This window comes from Aeromonas sp. DNP9 (genome assembly GCF_001728955.1).
GTDB classification, from domain to species: Bacteria; Pseudomonadota; Gammaproteobacteria; order Enterobacterales; family Aeromonadaceae; genus Aeromonas; species Aeromonas veronii.
The window spans coordinates 154,358-180,285 of the sequence record NZ_LYSQ01000004.1 but is presented as its reverse complement, the minus strand read 5'-3'; the positions used below and the strand labels follow the sequence as shown (position 1 = coordinate 180,285).

The following is a 25,928-nucleotide window of genomic DNA, read 5'->3' as shown; positions in this document are numbered from 1 at the left end:
CTGTCAGTCTGCGAGGTTACTGATTTGAGTGACATGGCGAAAAACTTAATCCTGTGGCTGGTCATCGCCGTCGTTTTGATGTCGGTGTTCAATAGCTTCAGCCCCAGCGATACCACCAGTCGCCAGCTGGACTATTCCAGCTTCGTTAAAGAGGTGACCCAAGAGCAGATCCGTGAAGTGCGGATGGACGGTAAGGTCATTAATGGCGTCAAGCGTACTGGTGAACGATTCACCACCATCATCCCTGCGCCGGATCCCCAGCTGCTCAACGACATGCTCAATCACAATGTCAAAGTGATGGGCGAGAAGCCGGAAGAGCCGTCTCTGTTGACCTCTATCTTCATCTCCTGGTTCCCGATGCTGTTGCTGATCGGTGTCTGGGTCTTCTTCATGCGCCAGATGCAGGGCGGCGGTGGCAAAGGTGCCATGTCGTTCGGCAAGAGCAAGGCTCGCCTGATGAGTGAAGATCAGATAAAGACCACCTTTGCTGACGTTGCAGGTTGCGATGAAGCCAAGGAAGAGGTGAAGGAGCTGGTCGACTATCTGCGCGACCCGAGCAAATTCCAGAAACTGGGTGGCAAGATCCCGACCGGTGTGCTGCTGGTTGGTCCTCCCGGTACCGGTAAGACCTTGCTGGCCAAGGCCATTGCGGGCGAGGCCAAGGTGCCGTTCTTCACCATCTCTGGTTCCGATTTCGTGGAGATGTTCGTCGGTGTTGGTGCCTCCCGGGTGCGTGACATGTTCGAACAGGCCAAGAAATCCTCCCCCTGCATCATCTTCATAGATGAAATTGATGCGGTCGGTCGCCAGCGTGGCGCCGGTCTGGGTGGTGGTCACGATGAACGTGAGCAGACTCTGAACCAGATGCTGGTCGAGATGGATGGTTTTGAAGGCAATGAAGGCATCATCGTCATCGCAGCCACCAACCGTCCTGACGTACTGGATCCGGCACTGCTGCGTCCGGGCCGTTTCGACCGTCAGGTTGTGGTCGGTCTGCCGGATGTCCGTGGCCGCGAGCAAATTCTGAAAGTGCACATGCGCAAAGTTCCGTTGGCGGATGACGTCAATCCGGCGCTGATCGCCCGTGGTACCCCCGGTTTCTCCGGTGCGGATTTGGCCAACCTGGTCAACGAAGCAGCCCTCTTCTCTGCCCGTGAGAGCCGCCGAGTGGTCTCCATGGCCGAGTTCGAGAAGGCCAAGGACAAGATCATGATGGGTGCGGAGCGTCGTTCCATGGTGATGAAAGAGTCCGAGAAAGAGATGACTGCATATCATGAAGCTGGCCACGCCATCATTGGTCGTCTGGTTCCGGATCATGACCCGGTTTACAAGGTCTCCATCATTCCGCGCGGTCGTGCGCTGGGTGTGACCATGTATCTGCCGGAGCAGGATCGCTGGAGCCACTCCAAGCAGCATCTGGAGTCAATGATCTCCAGTCTGTATGGCGGTCGTCTGGCAGAAGAGCTGATCTACGGTGCCGAGAAGGTATCGACTGGCGCGTCCAACGACATCGAGCGAGCGACCGAGATTGCACGCAAGATGGTGACCCAGTGGGGTATGTCCGAGCGTCTCGGCCCAATGCTCTATGCGGAAGAAGATGGCGAGGTGTTCCTCGGTCGCAGCATGGCCAAGGCCAAGCACATGTCCGACGATACCGCTCGCGTTATCGATGCAGAGGTCAAGCAGGTTATCGACCGCAACTACGCCCGTTCCAAGCAGATCCTGCTGGATAATATGGACGTGTTGCACAGCATGAAAGATGCGCTGATGAAGTACGAGACCATCGATGCCAAACAGATCGATGATCTGATGGCACGTCGCGAGGTACGTGCTCCGAGCAACTGGCATGACGAGCACGGTGATACCCCGCAAGGCGGTTCCTCCGTGGCTGCAGAGGCCAAGCCGGCCGATGAGGCTGCACCGGTGGCGGATGTCACTATCGACAAAGCCAACGACGCTCCGGCCAAATAATCGTGACTCTCCAAACCCCGGGCTTGCCCGGGGTTTTTCTTTATCAGATGGACGTGAAAATGCAGTTAACCAGCAAGGGGCTTAGCCTCTCTCTCGATCGTCCCCATGTGATGGGGATCCTCAATGTAACGCCCGACTCCTTCTCCGATGGTGGCAATTTCAACCAGTTTGAACGGGCCATGGCCCATGCGCGCCAGATGGTCTCTGACGGTGCGACCCTCATCGACATCGGTGGCGAGTCTACCCGCCCTGGTGCGCCCGATGTGAGCGAGCAGGAGGAGCTGGACAGGGTCATTCCTGTCGTGGAACAGATGGTCCGTGAGCTGGATGTGATGATCTCTCTCGATACTTCCAAAGCGGCGGTGATGCGGGAGGGTTGCCAGGCGGGTGCCCATCTGATCAACGATGTGCGGGCGCTGCAAGAGCCGGGAGCACTGCAGGCAGCGGCCGAGGCTGCTGTTCCAGTCTGTCTGATGCATATGCAGGGGCAGCCGCGAACCATGCAGGTCGAGCCCCACTATGACGATCTGGTCGGGGAGGTTCGCGCCTTTTTTGATGAACGCATTGCGGCTTGTCTGGCCGCCGGGATCCGTCGTGATGAGCTGTTGCTGGATCCGGGATATGGCTTTGGCAAGACCCTTGCACACAACTATCAGCTATTGGCGGCTCAAAAGGAACTGCTTGAATATGGCTTGCCGCTATTGGTGGGGATGTCGCGAAAGTCTATGATAGGCAACCTGCTGGGCCGTCCGGTGGATGAGCGTCTGGCGGGCAGTCTGGCATGCGCCCTTATCGGCATGCAGCATGGAGCCCGCATCATCAGGGTACACGATGTACGGGAGACCATGGACGCATTGCGCGTCGGTTGGCTGGCAATGACGGGACAAGATTTTATTTCCAGATAATAAAGAGAACAGACAATGGCAAGAAAGTATTTCGGTACCGATGGTGTGCGCGGCAAGGTTGGCGAATACCCGATCACCCCTGATTTCGTGATGAAATTGGGTTGGGCTGCCGGCAAAGTGCTCTCCAAGAAGGGCACCAAAAAGGTGCTGATTGGCAAAGATACCCGCATCTCTGGCTATATGCTGGAATCCGCGCTTGAAGCGGGGCTCTCTGCGGCAGGCCTCAAGGCCATTCTGATGGGGCCGATGCCCACGCCGGCGGTTGCCTACCTGACTCGCACTTTCCGTGCCGAAGCTGGCATCGTCATCAGCGCCTCACACAACCCCTTCTATGACAACGGCATCAAGTTCTTCTCCGCCGATGGCACCAAGCTGCCCGATGATGTCGAGCTGGCTATCGAAGCCGAGCTGGATCACGAGCTCAAGTGTGTCGAATCTGCTGAGCTTGGCAAAGCGGTCCGCATTGATGATGCCGCCGGTCGCTATATCGAATTTTGCAAAAGCACCTTCCCCTCCCACATGAATCTGGATGGGGTGAAAATGGTGGTCGACTGTGGCCACGGCGCCACTTACCACATTGCGCCGTCGGTTTTCCGCGAGCTGGGTGCTGAAGTGATCACCATGGGCTGTGCCCCGGATGGTCTCAACATCAACGATGGTGTCGGTTCGACTGCGCCTGACGCTCTGGTTGCCAAGGTACTGGAGTGCAAGGCTGATCTGGGGGTTGCCTTTGATGGTGATGGTGACCGTCTGATCATGGTTGACCATACCGGCTATCTCATCGACGGTGATGAAGTGCTCTATATCATCGCACGCGATGCTCTGCGCAATGGTCGCCTCAAAGGCGGTGTCGTCGGCACCCTGATGGCCAACATGGGTCTGGAGCTGGCGCTGCAAACCCTGGGCATTCCGTTTGCCCGTGCCAAGGTGGGTGACCGCTATGTGCTGGAGATGATGGAAGAGAAGGGCTGGCGCATCGGTGGCGAGAACTCCGGCCACATAATCTGTCTGGATCAAACCACTACGGGTGATGGCATCGTAGCCGCCTTGCAGGTGCTTACCGCCATGCGCAGTGCCGAGATGCCGCTGGCCAAGCTGCGCTCCGGCATGAGCAAGTTCCCGCAGGTGCTGGTGAATGTTCGCTTTGCCGAAGGCAAGGATCCGCTGGCCGCTGATGCTGTCATGGCTGAGGTTGCCAAGGTGGAACAGGAGTTGGCTGGCCGTGGTCGCGTACTGTTGCGCAAATCAGGTACCGAACCGCTGATCCGGGTCATGGTCGAAGGGGAGCATGAACAGCAGGTGCGTGACATGGCTCAGCGCATCGCCAAGCAGGTTGAATCGGCGTTTTAATGAACAACCAGGGCGGCTTTTTAGCCGCCCTGGTTGTATCTTGTTCAAACGATTCAAAAATTTAAAAATAGCACTTGTCAGCTGAGCATCCTCTGGATATTATCAGCCCCGCTTTCGCAAGGGAGTTGCCGATGGGACATCGCAAGCCGTTTGTAGCAGCCAACTGGAAGTTGCACGGTAGTAGGTCGCAGTTAGAGCAGTTTACGAGTCAGTGCCTAGACGGCGTTGACGGAAAAGTAGATGTAGTTCTCTGTCCTTCCCATGTGCATCTCGACTTTAGCGCTTCACTGCTCAACGAGCAGAAAGTAATAAAGTTGGGGGCTCAGAATGTGAGTCAGCACGCGACTGGCGCTTACACTGGAGAAATCTCGTGTCAGATGCTGGTTGAGGCAGGGTGTCGTTACGTATTGGTAGGGCACTCCGAGCGCAGGCGTCTCTTTGGTGAGACCAGTTTTATCGTCGCAGAGAAGTTTGCGGCAGCCAGACTGGCAGGCTTGATTCCCATCCTCTGTTTAGGTGAATCAGGTGCGGCGAGGCAGGCGAGAAGAGCCTTCGAGGTGATCGCTGAAGAGCTGGATATCGTCATAGAGAAAAATGGCGCGATGGCTTTCGATAATGCTATCATCGCCTACGAGCCGATTTGGGCTGTAGGTACAGGTAAATGCGCCACACCCGAGCAGGCACAAGAGGTTCATTCCTTTATACGTGGTCGCTTGGCGGAGGATACTCCGGTAATAGGTGAGAAAGTCAGAATCATCTATGGTGGGAGCGTAACGCCGAGCAACGCGAGAGATTTGTTTGCCCAGCCCGACATTGATGGCGGACTGATTGGCGGAGCAAGCCTCGATAGCGATGCGTTTTTAGGAATTGTTGAAGCGGCAAAGGGTGCAAGTTAAATGTACGAGATTCTTTTAGTCGTTTATCTGCTGGTTTCACTGGCTCTGATTGGTCTGGTGATGATTCAGCAAGGTAAAGGGGCTGATATGGGCGCCTCCTTCGGCGCAGGGGCATCGAACACAGTATTCGGCTCCGGTGGTTCAGGCAGTTTCCTGACCCGAACAACAGCAATTTTGGCTACTCTGTTTTTCGTTATCAGCCTGGTGCTCGGATCTATGTCCAGCAACAAGGTCAAGCAGGGTAGTGAGTGGGAAAATCTGCAACAAACCCAACAGGTTGAGCAGACCAAATCGCCAGTAAAGAAAGATACTGACGTTCCCGAGTAAGAGTTTTGCCGTGGTGGTGGAATTGGTAGACACGCTATCTTGAGGGGGTAGTGCTCTAGGGTGTGCGGGTTCGAGTCCCGCCCACGGCACCAATTAAGCAGTGAGCTCGGGAAACCGAGTGTATTATAGTCAGTCAGTCTTGTATCGAGAGAGTGAAGTGGCTATAATCTCGCACGATTTCGGACGCGGGGTGGAGCAGCATGGTAGCTCGTCGGGCTCATAACCCGAAGGTCGTCGGTTCAAATCCGGCCCCCGCAACCAAATTTCACGCATTTCCTACGCTCAGGAAGGCGGTCGCTGCGAGGCGACAATCAGGGTAAAGCGCCAAGCCCCGATTTGACATCGGGGCTTTTTGTTATGTGCAATTTACTCTGAATCGATATCTATCTGGGCTTTATGCCCTTTTTTTGTTTTTCGGAGGGTGACTTTGGCTACGTTGGAACAACGTTTGACCGATCTGCTCGAGGCTCCGGTCGTTGCCTTGGGTTTTGAACTTTGGGGTATTGAGTTTATCCGTGCGGGTAAACACTCCACCTTGCGTGTCTATATCGACGGCGAGCAGGGTGTGACTGTCGAGAACTGTGCTGAGGTCAGCCATCAGGTTGGCGCCATCATGGACGTCGAAGATCCCATCACCGAGGAGTATTACCTCGAGGTATCCTCCCCCGGCCTGGATCGTCCCCTGTTCAAGGTTGCCCATTTCGAAAAATACGTTGGCCAAGAGGCGGCGGTAACGCTTCGGATGGCAACAAACAACCGCCGCAAGTTCAAAGGCGTAATCAAAGCTGTGCAAGGCGACATGATCACCCTGACAGTAGATGGTAAGGACGACGTGTTGGCTTTCACCAATATCCAAAAAGCGAACATAGTGCCGAACTTTGGTTAACGAGGCTATCGGATATGAATAAAGAGATTTTGCTGGTCGTTGACGCAGTATCCAACGAGAAAGCGGTACCCCGCGAGAAGATCTTCCAGGCTCTGGAAACCGCGCTGGCGACTGCGACCAAGAAGAAATATGAAGGCGAGATTGAAGTTCGGGTCGAAATCGATCGCAAGACCGGTGACTACGACACTTATCGCCGCTGGGTAGTCATTGCGGATCAAGCCGCGATGGAGAACCCCTATGCTGAAATCACCCTGGAAGCGGCACAAATTGATCAGCCGGAGATCCAGATCGGTGAGTATGTTGAAGACCAGATCGACTCTGTAACCTTCGACCGTATCACTACCCAGACCGCCAAGCAGGTTATCGTGCAGAAAGTGCGTGAAGCCGAGCGTTCACAAGTAGTTGATCAGTTTAAAGATAAAGAAGGCACCATCATCAGTGGTGTGGTCAAGAAGAGTAACCGCGACAACGTCATCCTGGATCTGGGCAGCAATGCTGAAGCCGTGATCTTCCGTGATGACATGCTGCCGCGTGAAACCTTCCGCCCGGGCGACCGTGTCCGTGGCCTGCTCTACGCAGTACGCCCGGAAGCCCGTGGTTCCCAGCTGTTTGTCAGCCGTTCCAGCCCGGACTTCCTGAAAGAGCTGTTCCGTATCGAAGTACCGGAGATCGGTGAAGAGATGATCGAAATCATGGGCGCCGCCCGTGATCCGGGTTCCCGCGCCAAGATCGCGGTGAAGACCAACGATCGTCGTATCGACCCGATCGGTGCCTGTATCGGTATGCGTGGTGCCCGTGTGCAAGCTGTCTCCGCCGAGCTGAGCGGTGAGCGTGCCGATATCGTGCTGTACGATGACAACCCAGCCCAGTACGTGATCAATGCCATGGCACCTGCCGATGTGGCTTCCATCATCGTTGATGAAGACAACCACACCATGGATATCGCCGTGGAAGCTGCCAACCTGGCTCAGGCCATCGGTCGCAATGGTCAGAACGTGCGTCTGGCCTCCCAGCTGACCGGTTGGGAGCTGAACGTGATGACCGTTGAGGACATGCGTGCCAAGCACCAGGCCGAAAACGACCGCATCATGAACCTGTTCACCAGCACCCTGGACATCGACGACGATTTCGCCGGTCTGCTGATGGAAGAGGGCTTCTCTACCCTGGAAGAGATCGCCTTTGTACCGGTCAACGAGCTGCTGGCTATCGACGGTCTGGATGAAGACATGGTCGAAGAGCTGCGCAAGCGCGCGAAAGATGCCCTGACTACCAAGGCACTGGCCAAAGAAGAGTCTTTCGATGGCGTTGAGCCGTCCGAAGAGCTGCTCAATCTGAACGGTCTGAGCCGCGAACTGGCTTACGCTCTGGCGGGCCGTGGTGTGGGCACCCTGGAAGATTTGGCTGAGCAAGGTATCGATGACCTTGCTGATATTGAAGGGCTGACTGCCGAGAAGGCAGGTGAGCTCATTATGGCTGCTCGCAATATCTGTTGGTTCGGAGAAGAGCAGTCCGAGTAAGATCAAACGGAGGAAAATGAATGGCAGAAGTATCAGTCAAACAACTTGCCACTGACATCGACACACCGGTTGATCGTCTTCTCCAGCAGTTTGTCGATGCCGGTATCAGCAAGAGCAAGGCCGACGACATGGTCAGCGAGTCTGAGAAACAGGCTCTGCTGGCACACCTGAAGAAACAGCATGGAGGTGACGAGGTCGCCGCTCCTGCCCGCATGACCTTGCAGCGCAAGACCAAGAGCACCATCAGTGTTCAGGGGACTGGCGGTAAGAACAAGGAAGTGCAGGTAGAAGTGCGCAAGTCTCGCACCTATGTAAGACGCTCGGCGCTGGAAGATGAACAGCGTCAGGCGGAAGCCGAGGAAACAGCGCGTTTGGAAGCAGAAGAAAAAGCTCGTCGCGAGGCCGAAGAGAAGGCTCGCCTCGAAGCTGAAGAGAAGGCTCGCCGTGAGGCTGAGCAAGCTCGTCGTGAAGCTGAGGAAAAGGCGCGGATCGAGGCACAATCAAAGGCTCGACAGGCTTCACAGCCCGCCAAAGCAGCCAGTAGCACAGCTCAGCAAGAGGCAGAAAAGATGGCCAAGCGCGAAGCAGAAGAACTGAAGCGCCAACAGGAACAAACAGCTTTGAAAAAAGCTGAAGAACTCGCCGCGAAGAAAGCCGAAGAGGCTCGTCTCATGGCGGAACAGAACGCAGCCCGCTGGGCTGAAGAAGAGGCCGCTCGCGCCAAAGAGAGCAGCGACTACCATCTGACCACCAACAAGCATGCGCAAGCCGCAGAAGACGAGTTGGATCGGAAAGAAGAGACCAGCCGCCGCACTGCCGCAGCTGCCAAGGCACCGAAGAAAGCCGGTCGTCGTGAAGATGATCGCGACTCTCGCAACCCGCGTGCCCGTAAAGGCAAGCGCGGCAAGGTTGCCATGCCGAACGCCATGAAGCACGGCTTCAACAAGCCGGCTGCCGTGGTGAACCGCGACGTCGTCATCGGTGAGACCATCACTGTGGCCGAGCTGGCCAACAAGATGGCCGTCAAGGGCGTTGAAGTCATCAAGGTGATGATGAAGATGGGTGCCATGGCCACCATCAACCAGGTGATCGACCAGGAGACCGCTCAGCTGGTCGCCGAGGAGATGGGTCACAAGGTTGTGCTGCGTCGTGAGAACGAGCTGGAAGAGGCGGTGCTGTCCGATCGTGACGAGACCTCCGAAGCCAAGCCGCGCGCACCGGTCGTTACCATCATGGGTCACGTTGACCACGGTAAGACCTCGCTGCTCGACTACATTCGTAAAGCCAAGGTTGCTGCTGGCGAAGCCGGTGGTATTACCCAGCATATCGGTGCTTACCACGTCCAGACTGACAGTGGCATGATCACCTTCCTGGATACTCCGGGTCACGCGGCGTTTACCTCCATGCGTGCTCGTGGTGCCAAGGCGACCGATATCGTTGTTCTGGTTGTTGCAGCTGACGACGGCGTAATGCCGCAAACCATCGAAGCTATCCAGCACGCCAAGGCGGCCGGTGTACCGCTGGTTGTTGCAGTCAACAAGATCGACAAGCCGGAAGCGGATCCGGATCGCGTCAAGACCGAACTGGCCCGTTACAACGTCATGTCCGAAGATTGGGGTGGAGACTGCCAATTCGTGCACGTATCCGCCAAGTCTGGCGAAGGCATCGACGACCTGCTGGAAGCCATCCTGATCCAGGCTGAAGTACTGGAGCTGAAAGCGGTGGTTGACGGCATGGCCAACGGCGTCGTGATCGAATCCTTCCTGGATAAAGGTCGTGGTCCGGTTGCGACCGTACTGGTACAAGAAGGTACTCTGCGTCAGGGCGACATCGTTCTGTGTGGTCTCGAGTACGGCCGTGTTCGCGCCATGCGTGACGAACTGGGTCGCGAGATCAAGGAGGCGGGTCCGTCCCTGCCGGTGGAAATTCTGGGTCTGTCCGGCGTTCCCTCTGCCGGTGACGAAGCCACCGTTGTCCGTGACGAGAAGAAAGCCCGTGAAGTGGCGCTCTATCGTCAGGGCAAGTTCCGCGAAGTCAAGCTGGCTCGCCAGCAGAAGGCCAAGCTGGAAAACATGTTCGCCAACATGACCGAGGGCGAAGTGTCCGAAGTGAACGTGGTGATCAAGGCCGACGTACAAGGTTCTGTGGAAGCGATCTGCGATGCGCTGGTCAAACTCTCCACCGACGAAGTGAAGGTGAAGATCGTGGGTTCCGGCGTAGGTGGTATCACCGAAACCGACGCGACCCTGGCTGCTGCTTCCAGCGCCATCCTGGTTGGTTTCAACGTCCGTGCCGACGCATCTGCGCGCAAGGTCATCGAATCCGAGAGCCTGGATCTGCGTTACTACTCCGTCATCTATGACCTGATCGACGAAGTGAAGCAGGCCATGAGCGGCAAGCTGGCCCCTGAGTATCGTCAGGAGATCATCGGTCTGGCTGAAGTGCGTAGCGTCTTCAAGTCTCCGAAGTTCGGCGCAGTTGCCGGCTGTATGGTTACCGAAGGTGTGGTCAAGCGTTCCAACCGTATCCGTGTTCTGCGTGACAACGTGGTTATCTATGAAGGCGAGCTGGAATCCCTGCGCCGCTTCAAGGATGACGTCAACGAAGTTCGCAACGGCTACGAGTGTGGTATCGCGGTCAAGAACTACAACGACGTGCGCGAAGGCGACCAGATCGAAGTTTACGAGACTGTTGAAATCCAACGGACTCTGTAAGCCGAGAGTTAGACAAAATAGGGGGCCGCGGCCCCCTTTTATCGCAGGATAGAATATGGCCAGAGAATTCAGCCGGACCCGTCGGGTCGGACAGCAGATCCAGCGTGAAATCGCGCTGATCCTGCAGCGCGAGGTGAAAGACCCGCGCATCGGCATGGTGACCGTTTCCGATGTGGAAGTGTCCCGTGACCTCAACTATGCCAAGATTTATGTCACCTTCTTGCAGCTGGAAAATGATGCCGAGCGCATCAAGGAAGGCTTGCAGGGTCTGACCGAAGCAGCCGGATATATCCGTAGTCTGCTGGGCAGTGCCATGCGTCTGCGCGTGGTGCCCGAGCTGCGTTTCTACTACGACCAGACCCTGGTCGAGGGGATGCGTCTCTCCAACCTGGTGACCAACACTGTGCGTGAAGACAAGCGTCGCATGGCCGAATCCGGCCGTGACGAAGAAGCTGAATCTGCACCGGATGACACGACTGAGGATAAAGCCTGAGATGACCCGAAGACGTCGTTTCAAGGGCCGTGATGTGCACGGCATTCTGCTGCTGGACAAGCCGACCGGCCTGACCTCCAACGATGTGTTGCAGAAGGTCAAGCGTATCTACAACGCCGCCAAGGCCGGTCACACCGGCGCACTGGATCCGCTGGCGACCGGCATGCTGCCGATCTGCCTCGGCGAGGCCACCAAGTTCTCCCAGTATCTGCTGGAAGCGGACAAACGCTATGAGGTGACCGCCAAACTGGGCGAGCGCACCAACACCAGCGACTCCGATGGTGAGGTGGTCTCCACCCGTCCGGTGAACGTGGCTGTCGGTACCCTGATCGAGGCGCTGGACCAGTTCCGCGGCCCCATCATGCAGGTGCCGTCCATGTACTCCGCGCTCAAGCACAACGGCCGTCCGCTCTACGAATATGCCCGCGAAGGCATCGAGATCGAGCGTGAAGCCCGTCCCATCACCGTATTCGAGCTCAAACTGCTGAGCTTTGAAGGTGATGAAGTGCGCCTTGAAGTGCACTGCAGCAAAGGCACCTACATCCGCTCTCTGGTGGATGATCTGGGTGAAGTGCTGGGCTGTGGCGCCCACGTGACCCAGTTGCGCCGTACCCAAGTGGCCAGCTATCCGTACGAGCGGATGCTGACTCTGGAGCAGCTCGAGTGCATCTTCGAGCAGGCCAAGGCCGAGAGTATCCCGCCGCGCGAGCAGCTGGATCCGCTGTTGCTGCCGATGGACACCGCCGTAGCAAGCTTGCCCGAGGTGAACATGCTGGCTGTTGTGGCTGCCTATGTGAATCAGGGCCAGGCCGTGCAGGTGGCAGGTGCGCCGCAAAGCGGTCAGGTTCGCATGACGGTCGGCCCGGAGCGCGAGTTCATCGGGGTTGGCGAGATTGATGATGATGGCCGCGTCGCTCCCAAGCGACTGGTGCGTTATCACGACGAGGAGTGATCCTCAGGCGGTATTAGCGCGTCTTTCCTGTTTCGCCTCTTTATCGTTGCGAAAAGGGGCGGGGACGATTATGATACCGCCCTCATTTCACGGCTGAATTAGAGATTGGCTGTGAACCTTTAAACACTCTACTGGAGTATTACCATGTCTCTAAATGCTGAGATCAAAGCTCAAATCGTTGCTGACAACGCTCGTTGCGCCAACGACACCGGTTCCCCCGAAGTGCAAGTTGCCCTGCTGACTGCCCAGATCAACCATCTGCAAGGTCACTTCAAAGAGCACTCCAAGGACCACCACGGTCGTCGCGGTCTGCTGCGCATGGTTTCCCAGCGTCGTAAGCTGCTGGACTACCTGAAGCGTAAAGATTCCGAGCGTTATGCTGCTCTGATCGCCAAGCTGGGTCTGCGTCGTTAATCGACCATCAGATTTCGCGAAAAAGGGGAACCGTCAGGTTCCCCTTTTTTATTGCTCTTCAAGCCGTTGCCTGCCTCACAGAATTCGCGTCGCCGCTTACCTTTTGCATCGAATCAAGTATACTTGTGCGCGAATTTAAAGAGCCAAATTGTAAAAAGGAAATTCACGTGAATCCTATTGTAAAGTCATTCCAGTACGGTCAACACACCGTCACTCTGGAAACCGGTGTTATGGCCCGTCAAGCCACTGCGGCCGTTATGGTCAGCATGGACGATACCTGCGTATTTGTGACCGTAGTCGGCAAGAAAGAGGCCGATCACGGCCGTGATTTCTTCCCGCTGACCGTCAACTACCAGGAGCGTACCTATGCTGCTGGTCGTATCCCGGGTGGTTTCTTCCGTCGTGAAGGCCGTCCGAGCGAAGGCGAGACCCTCATCTCCCGTCTGATCGACCGTCCTATTCGTCCGCTGTTCCCGGAAGGCTTCCTCAATGAGGTTCAGGTCGTTGCGACCGTAATGTCTGTGAATCCGGCCGTATCCCCCGACATCGTTGCCATGATCGGTGCCTCTGCTGCACTGGCCATCTCCGGTATCCCGTTTGGCGGCCCGATCGGTGCTGCTCGCGTGGGTTACATGAACGGTCAGTATGTGCTGAACCCAACCACCACCGAACTGCCGCAGAGCGACCTGGATCTGGTGGTTGCCGGTACTGCCAACGCGGTACTGATGGTTGAGTCCGAAGCGGCCATCCTCTCCGAAGAAGTCATGCTGGGCGCCGTGGTATATGGTCACGAGCAGATGCAGACCGTGATCAATGCGATCAATGAGTTTGCCGCTGCCGTCGGCACCAAGCCGTGGGACTGGACTCCGCCTGCCGTCAACGAAGCGCTGAAAGCCAAGGTTGCCGAGCTGGCGAGCGCCGAGCTGGGTGAAGCCTACCGCATCACCGAGAAGGCTGTTCGTTACGAAACCATCGCTGCCATCAAGGGCCGTGTGGTTGAGCAAGTTATCGCTTCCGGCGTGGAAGAAGATGCCAAGAAGATCGGCGAAGAGTTCCACAGCCTGGAAAGCCGCATTGTTCGTGGCCGCGTAGTACGTGGTGAGCCGCGTATCGATGGTCGCGATCCGGAAATGATCCGCGCCCTGAGCGTAGGTACCGGTATTCTGCCCCGTGCCCACGGTTCTGCCCTGTTCACCCGTGGTGAAACTCAGGCCATCGTGGTCGCCACTCTGGGTACCGAGCGTGACGCCCAGAACATCGACGAGCTGACCGGCAACCGTGCCGATCGCTTCATGCTGCACTACAACTTCCCGCCATACTGCGTCGGTGAGACCGGCATGATGGGTAGCCCGAAGCGTCGTGAAATCGGTCACGGCCGTCTGGCCAAGCGCGGCGTTGCTGCCGTGATGCCGAGCGCCGCCGAGTTCCCGTACGTGGTGCGCGTGGTCTCTGAAATTACCGAATCCAACGGTTCCTCCTCCATGGCCTCTGTCTGTGGTTCCTCTCTGGCGCTGATGGATGCCGGTGTGCCGATCAAGGCCTCCGTTGCCGGTATCGCCATGGGTCTGGTGAAGGAAGAAGAAGGTTTCGTCGTGCTGTCCGACATTCTGGGTGACGAAGATCACCTGGGTGACATGGACTTCAAAGTAGCCGGTACCACCGAAGGTGTGACCGCGCTGCAGATGGACATCAAGATCGAAGGCATCACCAAAGAGATCATGGAGATTGCGCTGAAGCAAGCTCGTGGTGCTCGTCTGCACATCCTGAAAGTGATGGATGAAGCTATCCAGGCTCCGCGTGCCCAGATTTCCGATTTCGCACCGCGTATCCACACCATCAAGATCAATCCTGAGAAGATCAAGGACGTGATCGGTAAGGGTGGTTCCGTGATCCGTGCGCTGACCGAAGAGACCGGCACCAACATCGAGCTGGATGATGACGGTACTGTACGTATCTCCGCCGTGGCCAACGAAGCCGCCATGGAAGCGATCCGTCGCATCGAGGCCATCACCGCCGAGATCGAAGTGAACCGCATCTATGAAGGTAAAGTTGTTCGTCTGGCCGATTTCGGTGCATTCGTCAACATTCTGCCGGGCAAAGATGGTCTGGTACACATCTCCCAGATCACCGACGCTCGCGTGCAGAACGTGGCTGACCACCTGACCATCGGTGACGTGGTCAAGGTGAAGGTACTGGAAGTGGACCGTCAGGGCCGCGTACGTCTCTCCATCAAGGAAGCGAACGCCCCGACCGAAGCAGCTGCACCTGCTGCTGACGCCGCTCCGGCCGCTGAAGAAGCGCCTGCTGCAGAGTAATCTGCTCGCCTGATACCGGATTGGTTCCGGTTGATGTAAAAAGTCCGGCTCCCCAATGGGAGCCGGACTTTTTTATGGTCAAAACGCGCGATAAGGGATTACTTGCCGAGGATGGCGTATTGCATCTCTTGCAAGGGGAGCACATGACGGGCAGCTCCCAGCTTGATCGCCTCCTTGGGCATGCCGAAGACCACGCAGGAGGCCTCATCCTGGGCATAGGTATTGGCACCCGCATCCAGCATCTCGCGCAATCCCCGGGCACCATCATCCCCCATGCCGGTCATGATGATGCCGGTGGCATTCTTGCCGGCATATTTGGCGACGGAGCGAAACAGCACATCCACCGAGGGGCGATGGCGGTTGATAAGCGGCCCGTCGACTACCTCGACATGATAGTAGGCACCGCTGCGTTTGAGCAGCATATGCTTGCCTCCGGGGGCTATCAGCGCCAGCCCCGGGATCACCCGGTCATTGTTCCTCGCCTCCCGCACTTCTATCTGGCAGACCCCGTTCAGCCGCTCGGCAAACATGGCGGTAAATTTCTCTGGCATGTGCTGCACGATGACAATGCCGGGGCTGACCCGGGGCAAGGCTGTCAGCACGGCTTCCAGTGCTTGTGTGCCGCCGGTCGAGGTGCCGATGGCGATGAGCCGCTCGGTGGTTTGTGCCATGGCGTGCTGGTTGGGCGCCAGCATGGCATCTGCGTTGAGTTTGGTGCTGACCGGCACAGAAGAGGGCTTGCCCACGCGCTTGAGATTGGCCTGGGCCGCAGCACGTACCGCCATGGCTAGGTCGTGGGCAGATTCTTGCAGAAAGCTTTTTATCCCCATGGTCGGTTTGGTGATGATGTCCACCGCGCCGGCAGCCATTGCCTGCAAGGTTGTCTCGGCCCCTTTTTCGGTGAGGGAGGAGCAGATCACCACCGGGGTTGGATGCTCTGCCATGATCTTGGTGAGAAAGGTGATGCCATCCATACGGGGCATCTCCACATCGAGCACGATGACGTCAGGCCACTCTTTCTTCAGTTTTTCCTGTGCAAACAGGGGGTCCGATGCTGTGGCTATCACCCGGATATCGGGTTCCTGCTCCAGCACCGCTTGCAATACCTGTCTGACCACGGCGGAATCATCCACCAGCATGACCCGGATCTGCTTCATTCTCGCGACTCCCGTTGATGTGGCAGACGATGATGGCGGAGCCAGACACTGCCGTTGCTGAGCTCAAAGAGCAAGCTTCGGTGGCCGCTATGGCCAAGATGATGAGCCTTGATATCAAGGCCAAGGTGTCGGGTCAGCTGCCAGGCTGCCTGAATATTTTTGGTGGCGACATTGTTGTCGCTCTGTGCGTATTGAGGCTCGGTAAACATGTTGCCACCCCCGAACAACTTGGCCTCATATTCATGGATGGGGGCGGGATAGCGACTGGCCGCTTGCAGCAGCAAGGCGAGGGCTTCATCGGCATAGCGCCCATCCAGCTTGGCAGAGGGATTGCGCCGACTTGGCAGCATGTAGTGACACATTCCCCCCTGCTTTTGCTCCGGATGCCACAAGGTAATGGCAATACAGGAGCCCAGTACGGTTCTGACCACCACATCCTCCTTGCCAAAAAAGAGCTCTCCCGGTTGCAGGATCACCTCCCGAGTCATGACTTATCTCTTCTGATAGATGGAAGGAGAGACAAGCTGCAGGCCGTGGTGCAGGCCATGCAGGCTCTCGGCGTGGCTCACCAGCAGGTAGCCACCGGGTTTGAGTCTGGGTACCAGCCGCTGCAATACTTGCCCTTTGGTCTCCTTGTTGAAGTAGATCATCACGTTTCTGATGAAGATGACATCAAACATGCCGATGTCCGGCAGATCCTGATTGAGGTTGATCTGCATGAACTGCACCTTGTCCCGCAACTTGCGATCGATGATGAAGATGCCCTCCTGCAGGCCCACACCCTTGAGGCAATATTTCATCAAAAAGGGCAGTGGAATATTTTGCGCCCGCTCGATGGGGTAGCGACCGCTCATCGCCTGTTCCAGCACCCGGGACGAGATATCGGAGGCCAGGATCTCCCAATTGAAGGTGCTGCGTTTTTCCGCGAGGGTCATGGCCAGACTGTAGGGCTCCTCGCCGGATGAGCTGGCAGCGCTCCAGACCCGCAGCGATTGCTCGGGCGGGAGCGCTGAGACTATCTCCCGCGTCAGAAACTCGAAGTGTTTGGGCTCCCTGAAAAAGTAGGTTTCGTTGGTGGTCAGCAGATCGAGCGCCAACTGCAGTTCGCTGCTGCGATCGTTCATGATGAGCTGGAAGTAGTCGTCATAACTATCGAGCTCATAGTGGCAGAGTCGCTTCGCCAAGCGGCTGGCCACCAGCGCCTTCTTGGCCGGAGACAGCTCTATCCCCGCCGTTTGATGAAGCCAGCGTTGGAAACGGGAGAACTCATCATCATGCAGCTGGGTTTGATACAAAAAACTGTCCCTCTACCTGTGTTGTCGGAGATGGGAGAGGCAACGCCTCTCCCATGACTAGAACCGGACAAAATCGCCATCGCCCGTGGGGCGTTGGACTGTGGCGGCTCGTTCCCGACTGTTGGCATTGCTCTCGTTCATGAAGCGACCTCGGGTATTGGGGTGAAGATGCGAGGTGGCTGCTTTACCTTCTTTGGCGTGGACCTCCAGGGTAAAGAACTCCATGGCCAGTTGCAGCTGTTCAGCCTGGCTGCTCATCTCTTCTGCTGTGGCAGCCAGCTCTTCGCTGCAAGAAGCGTTCTGCTGGGTAACCTGACTCAGCTGGTTCATGGCCTGATTGATCTGGCTGACACCGGTGGATTGCTCAACCGAAGCGGCACTGATCTCCTGAACCAGATCCGAGGTCTTGTTGATGGAGGGCACCATTTGATCGAGCAAACGACCTGCTTTTTCCGCCATCTCGACACTGCTGGAGGCCAGCTCGCCAATCTCCTGTGCTGCCACCTGGCTGCGTTCAGCCAGTTTGCGCACCTCCGCCGCCACTACGGCAAAGCCTTTGCCGTGATCGCCTGCCCGCGCCGCTTCGATGGCTGCGTTGAGTGCCAGCAGATTGGTCTGGTAGGCTATGTCATCGATGATGCCAATCCGTCTGGCGATCTGTTTCATGGCATCCACAGTCAGTTTGACCGCTTCTCCTCCCTCTACGGCCTCTTTGGCTGCCTTGCTGGCCATGCCATCGGTGACCTGGGCATTGTCGGTATTCTGGTTGATGCTGGCGCTCATCTGCTCGATGGAGGCGCTGGTCTCCTCCATGCTGGAGGCCTGTTCACTGCTGGATTGGCTGATCGACTGGGCGGTCGCGCTTACCTGCTCGGCGGCACTGGAGAGGTTGTCAGAGGCGCCGCGTACTTCGGTGACGATGTTGGTGAGCGAAGCGATGGTCTTGTTGAGCGCATCCTTGGTGGTGCCAAACACACCGGGGTAGTCCGCCTCAATCTGTTGAGTCAGATCACCTTTTGCCAGACATTGCACGACCCGGATGACGTCGTTGAGGGTGCTGTCGATCACTTCGGCAATCTGGTTGATCCCTTCTCCCATCGCCTGAAAGAAGCCGCTCTTGCCAGCAAGTTCCATCCTGCGGTGCAGCTCGCCATTAATCACGGCCTGCACAATGTCGGACATCTCTTTCTCTATCATTACCTCCTTGGTTCTGTCGGCCCATTCGACCACGGATCCCAACCGTTCACCGGTATCGTTGAAGACCGGATTGGCGATCAGGGAGAAGGTGCGCCCCCCCAGCTGGATCTGGGTGCGGTAGGTGCTGTTGAGTTTGGCCAGCATGGCGCGCTGATGGCCGGGATTTTTATGAAAGCTGTCGATGTTGGCGCCCATCAGCTGATTGGCGTTGAAGCTGTAGAGCTCTTTCTTGATGTCGGTCTCAGCCTGATTGAGCATGCCGGTCACAGCCTCGTTCATATAGATAATGTCGAGGTTGGTATCGGCAATCATCACGTTGGTGCTGGCGCAGTCGAGGGCTTTGCGAACCAGCTGGTTCTCATGGAGCAACATCTGGTTCTTTTTAATGTCGTTGCGGCTCTGTTCCAGCTTGTCACTGAGCAAGGTGACCACCTCGTTGATGGCATGTCCTACTTCACGCAAGGGGCTATCCATACCGGAAAGATCGAGTGGTGCTGGAACCTGCTCTGCCAGGACTGCGTGTTGCAGTTGGCCGATTGCGTCGAGTAACAGGGTCCGCTGCCTCACTTCGGTGGCATTGTCTCCGAAGAGTTTTCCTAAGAGTGATTGGGTCATGAGCGTTTCCTTATGCTGCATGTCGTGGAGTATGGAGGCCTGTTCAGGAGGGTTGCAGGTTGCCTTGTGGCAATCTTGCCTGTGGCTGGGCCAGTTCGTTGAGTTGAGCCATCTCATCGAGTGACAACACTTTCCCGGTATCGATGAGGATGACGAATTTGCCGTTGACCTTGCCCATGCCGCTGATGAAATCGGCCCGGATGCGGGCACCAAAACTGGGTGGGGGCTCGATATCTGCTTGTGGGATACCCAGTACTTCCGATACGGAATCCACCACAACGCCAATATCCTGACCTACAGGTTCATCGCCCTGCGGGGCCATCCCCTCAATAATGACGATGCAACTGCGGCGAGTGATGACCGAAGGTGCATTGCCAAAGCGGGCATTCAAGTCTACGACTGACACTACCGCTCCTCTGAGGTTGATTACGCCACGAATAAAACCCGGCATCATCGGAACCGGAGTGATATTGCCGTATTCGATGATCTCTTTGACCCCCAGAATATTGATGGCGAACATCTCGTTGTTGATCAGAAATGTCAGGTACTGGGCATCGCCACTGTTCTCGTTAGCGGCCGCTGATGGCACCGTGATATCGGTGGATGTATGCATGGTCGCCTCCGGTTAAAAACGGACAAAATCCGCGTCATCAATGGAATGGGATGATGGTTGATTGGGCTGGCTGGCCCGTTGTGGGGGGGCGATGAAACTGCCTCTGGGGGGAATGCCCTTGTGGCCGGTTTCATGGGGCCTGGTGTTGAGCTGCGCACTTTTTTCCAGAGCAAAAAAGGCCATGGTTTGCTGCAGTTCGCTGGCTTGTGAGCTCATCTCTTCGGCCGTGGCCGCCAGCTCCTCGCTGCTGGCCGCATTTTGCTGCGTCACCTGGTTAAGCTGGTTCATGGCCAGACTGATCTGGTTGGCTGCGCTGGCCTGTTCACCTGAGGCGGCATTGATCTCTTGTACCAGGTCAGAGGTCTTGCGAATGGAGGGGACGATCCTCTCCAGCAGGTTGCCAGCCCGCTCTGCCTTGCTGACGCTGTCGGAGGAGAGCTCGCCAATCTCCTGCGCAGCGATCTGGCTGCGCTCTGCCAGCTTTCTCACCTCGGCAGCAACCACCGCGAAGCCTTTGCCATGCTCTCCGGCGCGAGCCGCCTCAATGGCGGCGTTGAGGGCAAGCAGGTTGGTCTGGTAGGCAATGTCGTCGATGATGCTGACTTTCTTGGCGATTTGCTGCATAGCGGTCACCGTCTGTTGAACGGATTGCCCCCCATCTGTGGCCTCCAGCACCGAGTTGCTGGCCATGCTGTCGGTGATCTTGGCGTTCTCGGTGTTCTGATTGATGCTTGCGCTCATCTGCTCGATAGAGGCACTGGTCTGTTCAACGCTGGCTGCTTGCTCGCTGGTAGCCTGACTCAATGCCTGCGCTGTATTGCTCACTTGATTGGAGGCATTGGTCAGGTTGTCGGCGGCGTTGCGTACCTCTTCGATGATATTAGTCAGCGCTGTGATGGTCTGGTTGAGGCCATCTTTGGTCTGGCCAAAAATACCGGGGTAGGGTTCATCGATCCGCTGGGTCAGATCCCCCTTGGAGAGTGCGGTGGCGATGCGCATCACATCTTCCAGGCTGGTATCTGTCACATGGGAGAGGCGATTCAACAGCTCGGATACCCGCTTGATATATCCCTGACGATCCTCCAGTGCAATCTTGTGGCTGAAGTCGCCCTGCTCGACGGCGGCAGTGACCAGCGTCTCGATATCCGTGATCAAGGCCCCCAGTTTCTTGACCATGTTATCCATCGCCATCAAGAGCTGACCCGCTTCATCGTAGGAGTCTATCTGGATCGATACATCCAGATTGCCATCGGCCAGACTATTGGCCACGCGCAGAGCTTGTTCGATGGGGGTGATGATGCTTTTGATCAGCAGGGTGCCAAACCAGGCTGCGAGTGCAATGCCGACCGCGATAACTACCGCCATGGTTATCAGCATCACGTCATACCAGGATTGCGCTGCGGTATATTCCGACTTGGCCACATTGAGCTGCAGGTTCACCAGCTCGGTGATTTTGTTGCCTATCGGGTCGATGGAGCCATAGAGAGAACCATCAAAATTGTTCAGCATGCCAGTAATCATGCCGTGCTGGGTGGCGAGGTATTTCTCCAGCTTGCCAATATCGGTATCGGCCGCGTTGAACAGGGTCGTCGCCTCGGCTGACAAGCGCTGTTCTTCCGGTGTGAGGGTGGTGGACTGGTAGTGATGCCACTCGTTTTTGATGGTCTGCTGGGCCTGTTGTATCTGCTTTAAAGCCTCTTCTGCCGGGATCAGCCCCGCATTGGCCTTGTTGAGGTTGTCGATGATCGAGACGGCATAGCTGTCGGAGATGGTCTTCAGCTGCTTGAGAGGAACCACCCTGTCGTTGTAAACGCGCTGCAACCCGGTATTGCTGCTCTGCATGTTGTATAACCCAAGGCTGCCAACGGCCAGCAGCAGCAGGCAGAGCATGCAGAGCAGTACAATAAGGCGCAATTTGATGGTGGAATTTTTTAACATGATGGTCCCCTCAGTTGATGCTGGATTGAGGCAGGTTGCGCGACACTGTCAACCTGTTGAGCTGACAGGATTCCTGAGTGATTGCGTGCTGGATCAGCGAAGGAATGTCGAGGATCAGGGCAACCTCTCCCCCCCCCAGAATGGTTGAGCCACTGATGCCCTGCAGGCGCTGGAACAATTTCCCCAACGGTTTGATGACGGTCTGGAATTCTCCCAGCAGTTCATCCACCACCAGTCCGGATTTTTTGCCTGCATGGCTGACCACGACAATGTTCTCGCGCCTCCCTTTGCTGCCATTGGTATCGAAGTAGTGTTGCAGGCGGATAAAGGGCAGCACCTCGCCACGCAAATTGATGTAATTGCGACCCTGGGTATCGGACAGTGCACTCTGGGTCAATTCAACGCACTCGATCACCATATCGAGGGGAATGACGTAGTGGGTGTCGCAGACTCGCACCAGGAAGCCGTCGATGATGGCAAGGGTAAGCGGCAGGCGGATCTGCACACGGGTGCCTTTTCCCGGGATGCTGTCCAGATCGACCGTGCCGCGCAGGGCAGTGATGTTGCGTTTGACGACATCCATGCCCACCCCGCGACCGGAGAGGTTGGTTATCGCCTCGGCGGTAGAGAACCCCGGCTCGAAGATCAGGTTGTATATCTCCTGATCCGTCAGCGTGGTGGTTGGGCTGATCAGACCGCGTTCGATGGCTTTTTGCTGGATCCTGGCTTTGTTGAGACCTGCGCCGTCATCCCGAATTTCGATGACGATACTGTTGGAGTCGTGATAGGCATTGAGATTCAGGGTGCCACGGGGGGGTTTGCCTGCCAGTAGCCGTTGCTCTGCCGATTCGATGCCGTGATCCATCGAGTTTCTGACCAGATGCATCAGCGGATCGCCGATCTTCTCTACCACCGACTTGTCCAGTTCGGTCTCGGCTCCGGAGATCACCAGAGTGATGTCCTTGTTCAGTTCTTGACTGACATCGCGCACCACCCGCTGGAAGCGGTTGAAGGTATCTCCGATAGGCACCATGCGCAGGCGCAGTGCACTGTCGCGGATCTCTTCCACCAGCATGGCAATGACCGAGGTGGCTTCCTGTAGCTGGCTTTCGCGGGTGCGTTGGGCCAGTAAATTGGCTCCTGAACTGGCGACTACCAACTCCCCGACCAGATTGATTAGATCGTCCAGCTTGTCGGCATGTACTCTGACGTAACGGCCCTCTTTGCTCTTGCTCTCCTTGGTCTGGTTCTGTTTTTTCAGGGCTGCATCGACGACGGCTTCGTTGACGGCACCCTGCGCAATCAGGATTTCTCCGAGTTTGGGCGCTTGTTCTGCCGGGGTCGCTTGTTGTGTCTGTAGACCGCTTGCTAACTCCTCTGCGGTCAGGGCGCCGGTGTTGACCAGCAACTGCCCCAGCATGGTGTTATCTTCCGGCAGCGACTCGATCAGGTTGATGAACTCGGCGATCTTGCTGTGGGGTGGCAAGATTGTGATCTGGCAGTCATCTCTGACAAATTCAAAAACATCGCTGATGGCAGCCTTATCTGCCTGCGAGTCGAAGTCTATCTCGTAGCCGAGGTAGCAATTCTCCGGATCGAACTGTTCCCAATCCGGTAGCGCCTGATGGATGGTCTCCACTGAACATATGGTTCCGAGGGTGCCGAGATAGCGCAGAAATGCGGCCGGATCCAGGCCATTGCGCAGCACATCGGGGCCAAAACGCAGGGAGATATGCCACAGGGAGGCGGAGCTGGTAATTCCTCCCTCTTTTTCGATCTTGGGTTCCGGCGTATGCACAGTATCTGGCAGCGTGGCATGGGGGACGCACTGATGTCGGGTGAGGGTGAGCCTCAGCCGTTCATCTTGGTTGGCATCGCCATCGCTTAAGGTGTTGCCCTGTTCTGCAACGACACTGATGAGCGTCTGGATGTGGTCACAGCTCTCCAGCAGATCCTTGATCAGAGGAGAGGTGACGGTGAGCTGCTGATTGCGGATCTGGTCGAGCAGATCCTCGACGATATGGGTAAACCCGACGATTGGTTGCAGACCAAACAGGCCAGCCGACCCCTTGATGGTATGAGCAGCACGGAAGATGGCACCAATCAGCTCGCTATTGTCAGGGTCAGATTCCAGTGATAAAAGGGCTGACTCCATCTCTTCAAGCAACTCGCGTGCCTCGGCGATATAGGTTTGTAAAGCCTGATCAAGATCGATGCTCACGGTGACTCCTTGTCATGGTGGCTCAGGGCCGTTCGCCATGGGTGATGAGGGTGGGGTCGCCAAAAAAGGCCGAGAGCTGGCACAGCTCCAGCAGTTCAAGCACAACATGGCTGTGCCAGACCAGCGCCAGGGAGGAGCCTTGCTGCAGAGCGGTTTTCTTCGCTGCCAGCAGTAATTGCAGCCCGGCGCTGTCTATCTCGGATACCGCCGCCAGATTCAGCTCCAGTTCGTTCCCCTGATGCAATAAGGGTGAGAGAGCATCTTTCAGCTCGCTGACGGTATAAATGGTTATCTCGTCCGGCATGGTCACCACTACCTTGTTGTCGAGTAGCTCACTCTGTAGTTGCATGATGAGCTCCTGAATCACGGCATGATGAGCTTGGCGACTGCGGCCAGCATCTGTTCGGGCTGGAAAGGTTTGACTACCCAGGCTTTGGCTCCTGCGGCTTGTCCCTCCTGCTTCTTGCTGTCCTGAGACTCGGTGGTCAGCATGATGACAGGGGTAAATTTGTAGTTGGCCAGCTTTTTGGCCTCTTTGACGAAGGTGATGCCATCCATGTTCGGCATGTTGACGTCACTGATGATCAGGTTGATCTTCTTGCCATCTAGTTTGTTGAGCGCATCTTTGCCGTCAGAGGCTTCCATGACCTCATAACCAGCGCCCTTGAGGGTCATACCCACGACTTGGCGAATAGTTGCCGAGTCATCCACGATCAGGATCGTTTTGCCCATATCTCTCTCCTAGAAAAATGTGATGTCGGCGCTGCTTGGTTGCGCGTTGACAGAACGGGTGGTGCGACCATGGTGAATATTGCGCTGTTCGTCGGTGGCGTATGAGAGCTCCATCTCTGCCAGCCAGCGATTGGCATCGATCTGGATTGGCCCTGTCGCATTGCTGCTCTGCTCCGAAGCAACCAGATGGCTGGAGAGGCTCTCCATGTTTTGTCTGACATGGCTGAGGATCTGGCTGACCCTGTCTTGAAATTGCAGCGAGACAATGACGCTGGAGATTTCTCGATGGATATCGGTGCTCTCGTTTTGCAGCAGGGAGGCGGATTCCGCCAGGCTGTCAGTGGCATGGCTAAAACGGGCCAGCACCTGTTCGATTGTCTGCTCCGAATTGAGCGCCGAGGCGTGATCCCGTGCGGCAGCATTTTCGGCAATCTGGAAGGCGCGGCCGATAGCTGTATTGATGGTATCAACCTTGTCGGTCATCTTCTGGGCGGTTTCGCTGGAGAGGCGGGAGAGGTTGCGCACTTCATCAGCGACCACAGCGAAGCCACGGCCTGCTTCCCCTGCACGAGCCGCTTCAATGGCGGCGTTGAGGGCCAGCAGGTTGGTCTGGGAGGCGATTTTGGCCACATCCATGGCCATGGTGTTGAGCTCTATGGTGTAGGTGGTCAGGCTTTTTATCTCACCCAGCATGGCGTCCCGATTGGCCTGGGCGGAGTGCAGGATGGCCACTACCTCATTGAGTTGCTGCTGGCTCTCGCTCAAGACTCCAGCCATGCCACGGGAATTGGCATCACCCAGTTCTCCGGCTGCCAGATGAGAAGCATTGACTGCTTCTTCCAGCTTGTTGGCCAAGCCGCTGAAGCGTTGAGTCAGTTCAATCATCGCGGCTTCGGTTTGTTGACGAGAGCTTTCAATTTGCTGGGACCAGATGGGGAGTGCCTTCTCGCACACCTGTTCGAGCCCGATGATGGAGTGGGCGAGAGGATCGGTTGCGACGGTTTGTTCCTGTTCGGCACGATGTCGGTGTGTGTGCTGGTGGAAGTGACTCGATGTCCAGAGAGCAGCGGCAATGGCAACCAGCACATTAAGCAGCAGATAGAGAGGTGACAGCGCATCGGCGAGCTGCAGCAACAGGCAGCTCAGCAGAGCAAGCCCGATGCAGCAAATCCAGCAAACCGGTTCCCAAAGCGGTGTGTTCACGCCACTTTTGTGTTGTGCCATACGTAGCTTATCCCTGTGCAATTATTTGGTAAGAGGTGAAGGCGCGGGACCGAAACAGTCATGGTGCCCCTTGACGCTCTTTTCTTTATTTATAGTTGGCACAATAAGGTTAGCGGAAAAAAATTAATTGGCTGCAAATCGGAGTTGTTTGTATCAGCGATTACCGTATCAAGCGGCTTGCGAAGTAGGGGGGCAG

Annotated in this window: 22 protein-coding genes and 2 tRNA genes; 14 read left to right on the top strand and 10 right to left on the bottom strand. The window is 56.5% G+C overall.

Going from position 1 to position 25,928, the window contains the following annotated elements; all coding sequences use genetic code 11:
- Positions 1-24: 24 nt before the first annotated feature.
- The 14 genes from ftsH to pnp all read left to right on the top strand — a co-directional run bounded on the left by ftsH (position 25) and on the right by pnp (position 14,740).
- Positions 25-1,971, top strand: a complete 1,947-nt coding sequence (ftsH, locus tag A9G06_RS04140) for an ATP-dependent zinc metalloprotease FtsH (RefSeq protein ID WP_069554366.1) — start codon at positions 25-27, stop codon at positions 1,969-1,971.
- Between the two features lie 59 nt (positions 1,972-2,030).
- Positions 2,031-2,876: a dihydropteroate synthase gene (gene folP / locus A9G06_RS04135; RefSeq protein WP_069554365.1), complete on the top strand. Its 846-nt coding sequence runs from the start codon at positions 2,031-2,033 to the stop codon at positions 2,874-2,876.
- Between the two features lie 15 nt (positions 2,877-2,891).
- Entirely contained in the window at positions 2,892-4,226 is a 1,335-nt protein-coding gene (glmM, locus tag A9G06_RS04130) for a phosphoglucosamine mutase (protein ID WP_005338823.1), read from the top strand.
- Positions 4,227-4,357: 131 nt separating this feature from the next.
- Positions 4,358-5,122, top strand: coding sequence for a triose-phosphate isomerase (tpiA, locus tag A9G06_RS04125; protein WP_069554364.1), 765 nt, complete (start codon positions 4,358-4,360; stop codon positions 5,120-5,122).
- The gene (gene secG / locus A9G06_RS04120; RefSeq protein ID WP_069554363.1) at positions 5,123-5,449 is read left to right on the top strand and encodes a preprotein translocase subunit SecG; all 327 of its coding nucleotides are present in this window, start codon (positions 5,123-5,125) and stop codon (positions 5,447-5,449) included.
- 7 nt (positions 5,450-5,456) lie between these two features.
- Positions 5,457-5,541: transfer RNA gene (locus A9G06_RS04115), tRNA-Leu, on the top strand.
- 92 nt (positions 5,542-5,633) lie between these two features.
- A tRNA-Met gene (locus A9G06_RS04110) sits at positions 5,634-5,710 on the top strand.
- A 166-nt stretch (positions 5,711-5,876) separates the two neighbouring features.
- Positions 5,877-6,335 carry a ribosome maturation factor RimP gene (gene rimP, locus A9G06_RS04105; RefSeq protein ID WP_005338809.1) on the top strand — a complete coding sequence of 153 codons (459 nt, stop codon included), beginning with the start codon at positions 5,877-5,879 and terminating at the stop codon, positions 6,333-6,335.
- 14 nt (positions 6,336-6,349) lie between these two features.
- The gene (nusA, locus tag A9G06_RS04100; RefSeq protein ID WP_005338808.1) at positions 6,350-7,852 is read left to right on the top strand and encodes a transcription termination factor NusA; all 1,503 of its coding nucleotides are present in this window, start codon (positions 6,350-6,352) and stop codon (positions 7,850-7,852) included.
- 20 nt (positions 7,853-7,872) lie between these two features.
- Entirely contained in the window at positions 7,873-10,566 is a 2,694-nt protein-coding gene (infB, locus tag A9G06_RS04095; RefSeq protein WP_005338806.1) for a translation initiation factor IF-2, read from the top strand.
- 55 nt (positions 10,567-10,621) lie between these two features.
- Positions 10,622-11,059, top strand: a complete 438-nt coding sequence (gene rbfA / locus A9G06_RS04090; RefSeq protein ID WP_005338799.1) for a 30S ribosome-binding factor RbfA — start codon at positions 10,622-10,624, stop codon at positions 11,057-11,059.
- Between the two features lies 1 nt (position 11,060).
- Positions 11,061-12,011: a tRNA pseudouridine(55) synthase TruB gene (gene truB / locus A9G06_RS04085; protein WP_005338798.1), complete on the top strand. Its 951-nt coding sequence runs from the start codon at positions 11,061-11,063 to the stop codon at positions 12,009-12,011.
- A gap of 144 nt (positions 12,012-12,155) precedes the next feature.
- Entirely contained in the window at positions 12,156-12,425 is a 270-nt protein-coding gene (gene rpsO / locus A9G06_RS04080; RefSeq protein WP_005338797.1) for a 30S ribosomal protein S15, read from the top strand.
- Between the two features lie 167 nt (positions 12,426-12,592).
- Positions 12,593-14,740, top strand: a complete 2,148-nt coding sequence (pnp, locus tag A9G06_RS04075; RefSeq protein WP_005338796.1) for a polyribonucleotide nucleotidyltransferase — start codon at positions 12,593-12,595, stop codon at positions 14,738-14,740.
- A 98-nt stretch (positions 14,741-14,838) separates the two neighbouring features.
- On the opposite strand, the gene A9G06_RS04070 is transcribed toward pnp, so the two are convergent.
- Genes A9G06_RS04070 through A9G06_RS22405 form a run of 10 tightly spaced genes read right to left on the bottom strand, consistent with a single transcriptional unit; the run spans position 14,839 to position 25,201 of the window.
- On the bottom strand, positions 14,839-15,897 hold the full coding sequence (locus A9G06_RS04070; protein WP_005338795.1) for a chemotaxis response regulator protein-glutamate methylesterase: 1,059 nt from the start codon (positions 15,895-15,897) through the stop codon (positions 14,839-14,841).
- Positions 15,894-16,385, bottom strand: coding sequence for a chemoreceptor glutamine deamidase CheD (gene cheD / locus A9G06_RS04065; protein ID WP_069554362.1), 492 nt, complete (start codon positions 16,383-16,385; stop codon positions 15,894-15,896). The genes A9G06_RS04070 and cheD overlap by 4 nt, the downstream gene beginning before the upstream one ends.
- Before the next feature lie 3 nt (positions 16,386-16,388).
- Positions 16,389-17,192: a protein-glutamate O-methyltransferase CheR gene (locus A9G06_RS04060; protein WP_005349557.1), complete on the bottom strand. Its 804-nt coding sequence runs from the start codon at positions 17,190-17,192 to the stop codon at positions 16,389-16,391.
- Between the two features lie 57 nt (positions 17,193-17,249).
- Positions 17,250-19,004, bottom strand: a complete 1,755-nt coding sequence (locus A9G06_RS04055; protein ID WP_069554361.1) for a methyl-accepting chemotaxis protein — start codon at positions 19,002-19,004, stop codon at positions 17,250-17,252.
- A 43-nt stretch (positions 19,005-19,047) separates the two neighbouring features.
- Positions 19,048-19,617 carry a chemotaxis protein CheW gene (locus A9G06_RS04050; protein ID WP_069554360.1) on the bottom strand — a complete coding sequence of 190 codons (570 nt, stop codon included), beginning with the start codon at positions 19,615-19,617 and terminating at the stop codon, positions 19,048-19,050.
- A 12-nt stretch (positions 19,618-19,629) separates the two neighbouring features.
- On the bottom strand, positions 19,630-21,555 hold the full coding sequence (locus A9G06_RS04045; RefSeq protein ID WP_069554359.1) for a methyl-accepting chemotaxis protein: 1,926 nt from the start codon (positions 21,553-21,555) through the stop codon (positions 19,630-19,632).
- A 10-nt stretch (positions 21,556-21,565) separates the two neighbouring features.
- Positions 21,566-23,776 (bottom strand): chemotaxis protein CheA, encoded by a 2,211-nt coding sequence (locus tag A9G06_RS04040; protein ID WP_069554358.1) that lies wholly within the window; start codon positions 23,774-23,776, stop codon positions 21,566-21,568.
- A 22-nt stretch (positions 23,777-23,798) separates the two neighbouring features.
- Complete coding sequence (locus A9G06_RS04035) at positions 23,799-24,125, bottom strand: STAS domain-containing protein (protein ID WP_005358513.1); 327 nt, start codon at positions 24,123-24,125, stop codon at positions 23,799-23,801.
- A gap of 14 nt (positions 24,126-24,139) precedes the next feature.
- Positions 24,140-24,508, bottom strand: coding sequence for a response regulator (locus A9G06_RS04030; protein ID WP_005338778.1), 369 nt, complete (start codon positions 24,506-24,508; stop codon positions 24,140-24,142).
- A gap of 9 nt (positions 24,509-24,517) precedes the next feature.
- Positions 24,518-25,201 (bottom strand): methyl-accepting chemotaxis protein, encoded by a 684-nt coding sequence (locus A9G06_RS22405; protein WP_253182305.1) that lies wholly within the window; start codon positions 25,199-25,201, stop codon positions 24,518-24,520.
- Positions 25,202-25,928 lie beyond the last annotated feature (727 nt).

Coding starts and splice junctions, on each gene's coding strand:
- folP (WP_069554365.1), top strand. CDS start 2,031: ATGCAGTTAACCAGCAAGGGGCTTAGCCTCTCTCTCGATCGTCCCCAT.
- glmM (WP_005338823.1), top strand. CDS start 2,892: ATGGCAAGAAAGTATTTCGGTACCGATGGTGTGCGCGGCAAGGTTGGC.
- tpiA (WP_069554364.1), top strand. CDS start 4,358: ATGGGACATCGCAAGCCGTTTGTAGCAGCCAACTGGAAGTTGCACGGT.
- secG (WP_069554363.1), top strand. CDS start 5,123: ATGTACGAGATTCTTTTAGTCGTTTATCTGCTGGTTTCACTGGCTCTG.
- nusA (WP_005338808.1), top strand. CDS start 6,350: ATGAATAAAGAGATTTTGCTGGTCGTTGACGCAGTATCCAACGAGAAA.
- infB (WP_005338806.1), top strand. CDS start 7,873: ATGGCAGAAGTATCAGTCAAACAACTTGCCACTGACATCGACACACCG.
- rbfA (WP_005338799.1), top strand. CDS start 10,622: ATGGCCAGAGAATTCAGCCGGACCCGTCGGGTCGGACAGCAGATCCAG.
- truB (WP_005338798.1), top strand. CDS start 11,061: ATGACCCGAAGACGTCGTTTCAAGGGCCGTGATGTGCACGGCATTCTG.
- rpsO (WP_005338797.1), top strand. CDS start 12,156: ATGTCTCTAAATGCTGAGATCAAAGCTCAAATCGTTGCTGACAACGCT.
- A9G06_RS04070 (WP_005338795.1), bottom strand. CDS start 15,897: ATGAAGCAGATCCGGGTCATGCTGGTGGATGATTCCGCCGTGGTCAGA.
- cheD (WP_069554362.1), bottom strand. CDS start 16,385: ATGACTCGGGAGGTGATCCTGCAACCGGGAGAGCTCTTTTTTGGCAAG.
- A9G06_RS04055 (WP_069554361.1), bottom strand. CDS start 19,004: ATGACCCAATCACTCTTAGGAAAACTCTTCGGAGACAATGCCACCGAA.
- A9G06_RS04050 (WP_069554360.1), bottom strand. CDS start 19,617: ATGCATACATCCACCGATATCACGGTGCCATCAGCGGCCGCTAACGAG.
- A9G06_RS04045 (WP_069554359.1), bottom strand. CDS start 21,555: ATGTTAAAAAATTCCACCATCAAATTGCGCCTTATTGTACTGCTCTGC.
- A9G06_RS04035 (WP_005358513.1), bottom strand. CDS start 24,125: ATGCAACTACAGAGTGAGCTACTCGACAACAAGGTAGTGGTGACCATG.
- A9G06_RS04030 (WP_005338778.1), bottom strand. CDS start 24,508: ATGGGCAAAACGATCCTGATCGTGGATGACTCGGCAACTATTCGCCAA.
- A9G06_RS22405 (WP_253182305.1), bottom strand. CDS start 25,201: ATGCTGGGTGAGATAAAAAGCCTGACCACCTACACCATAGAGCTCAAC.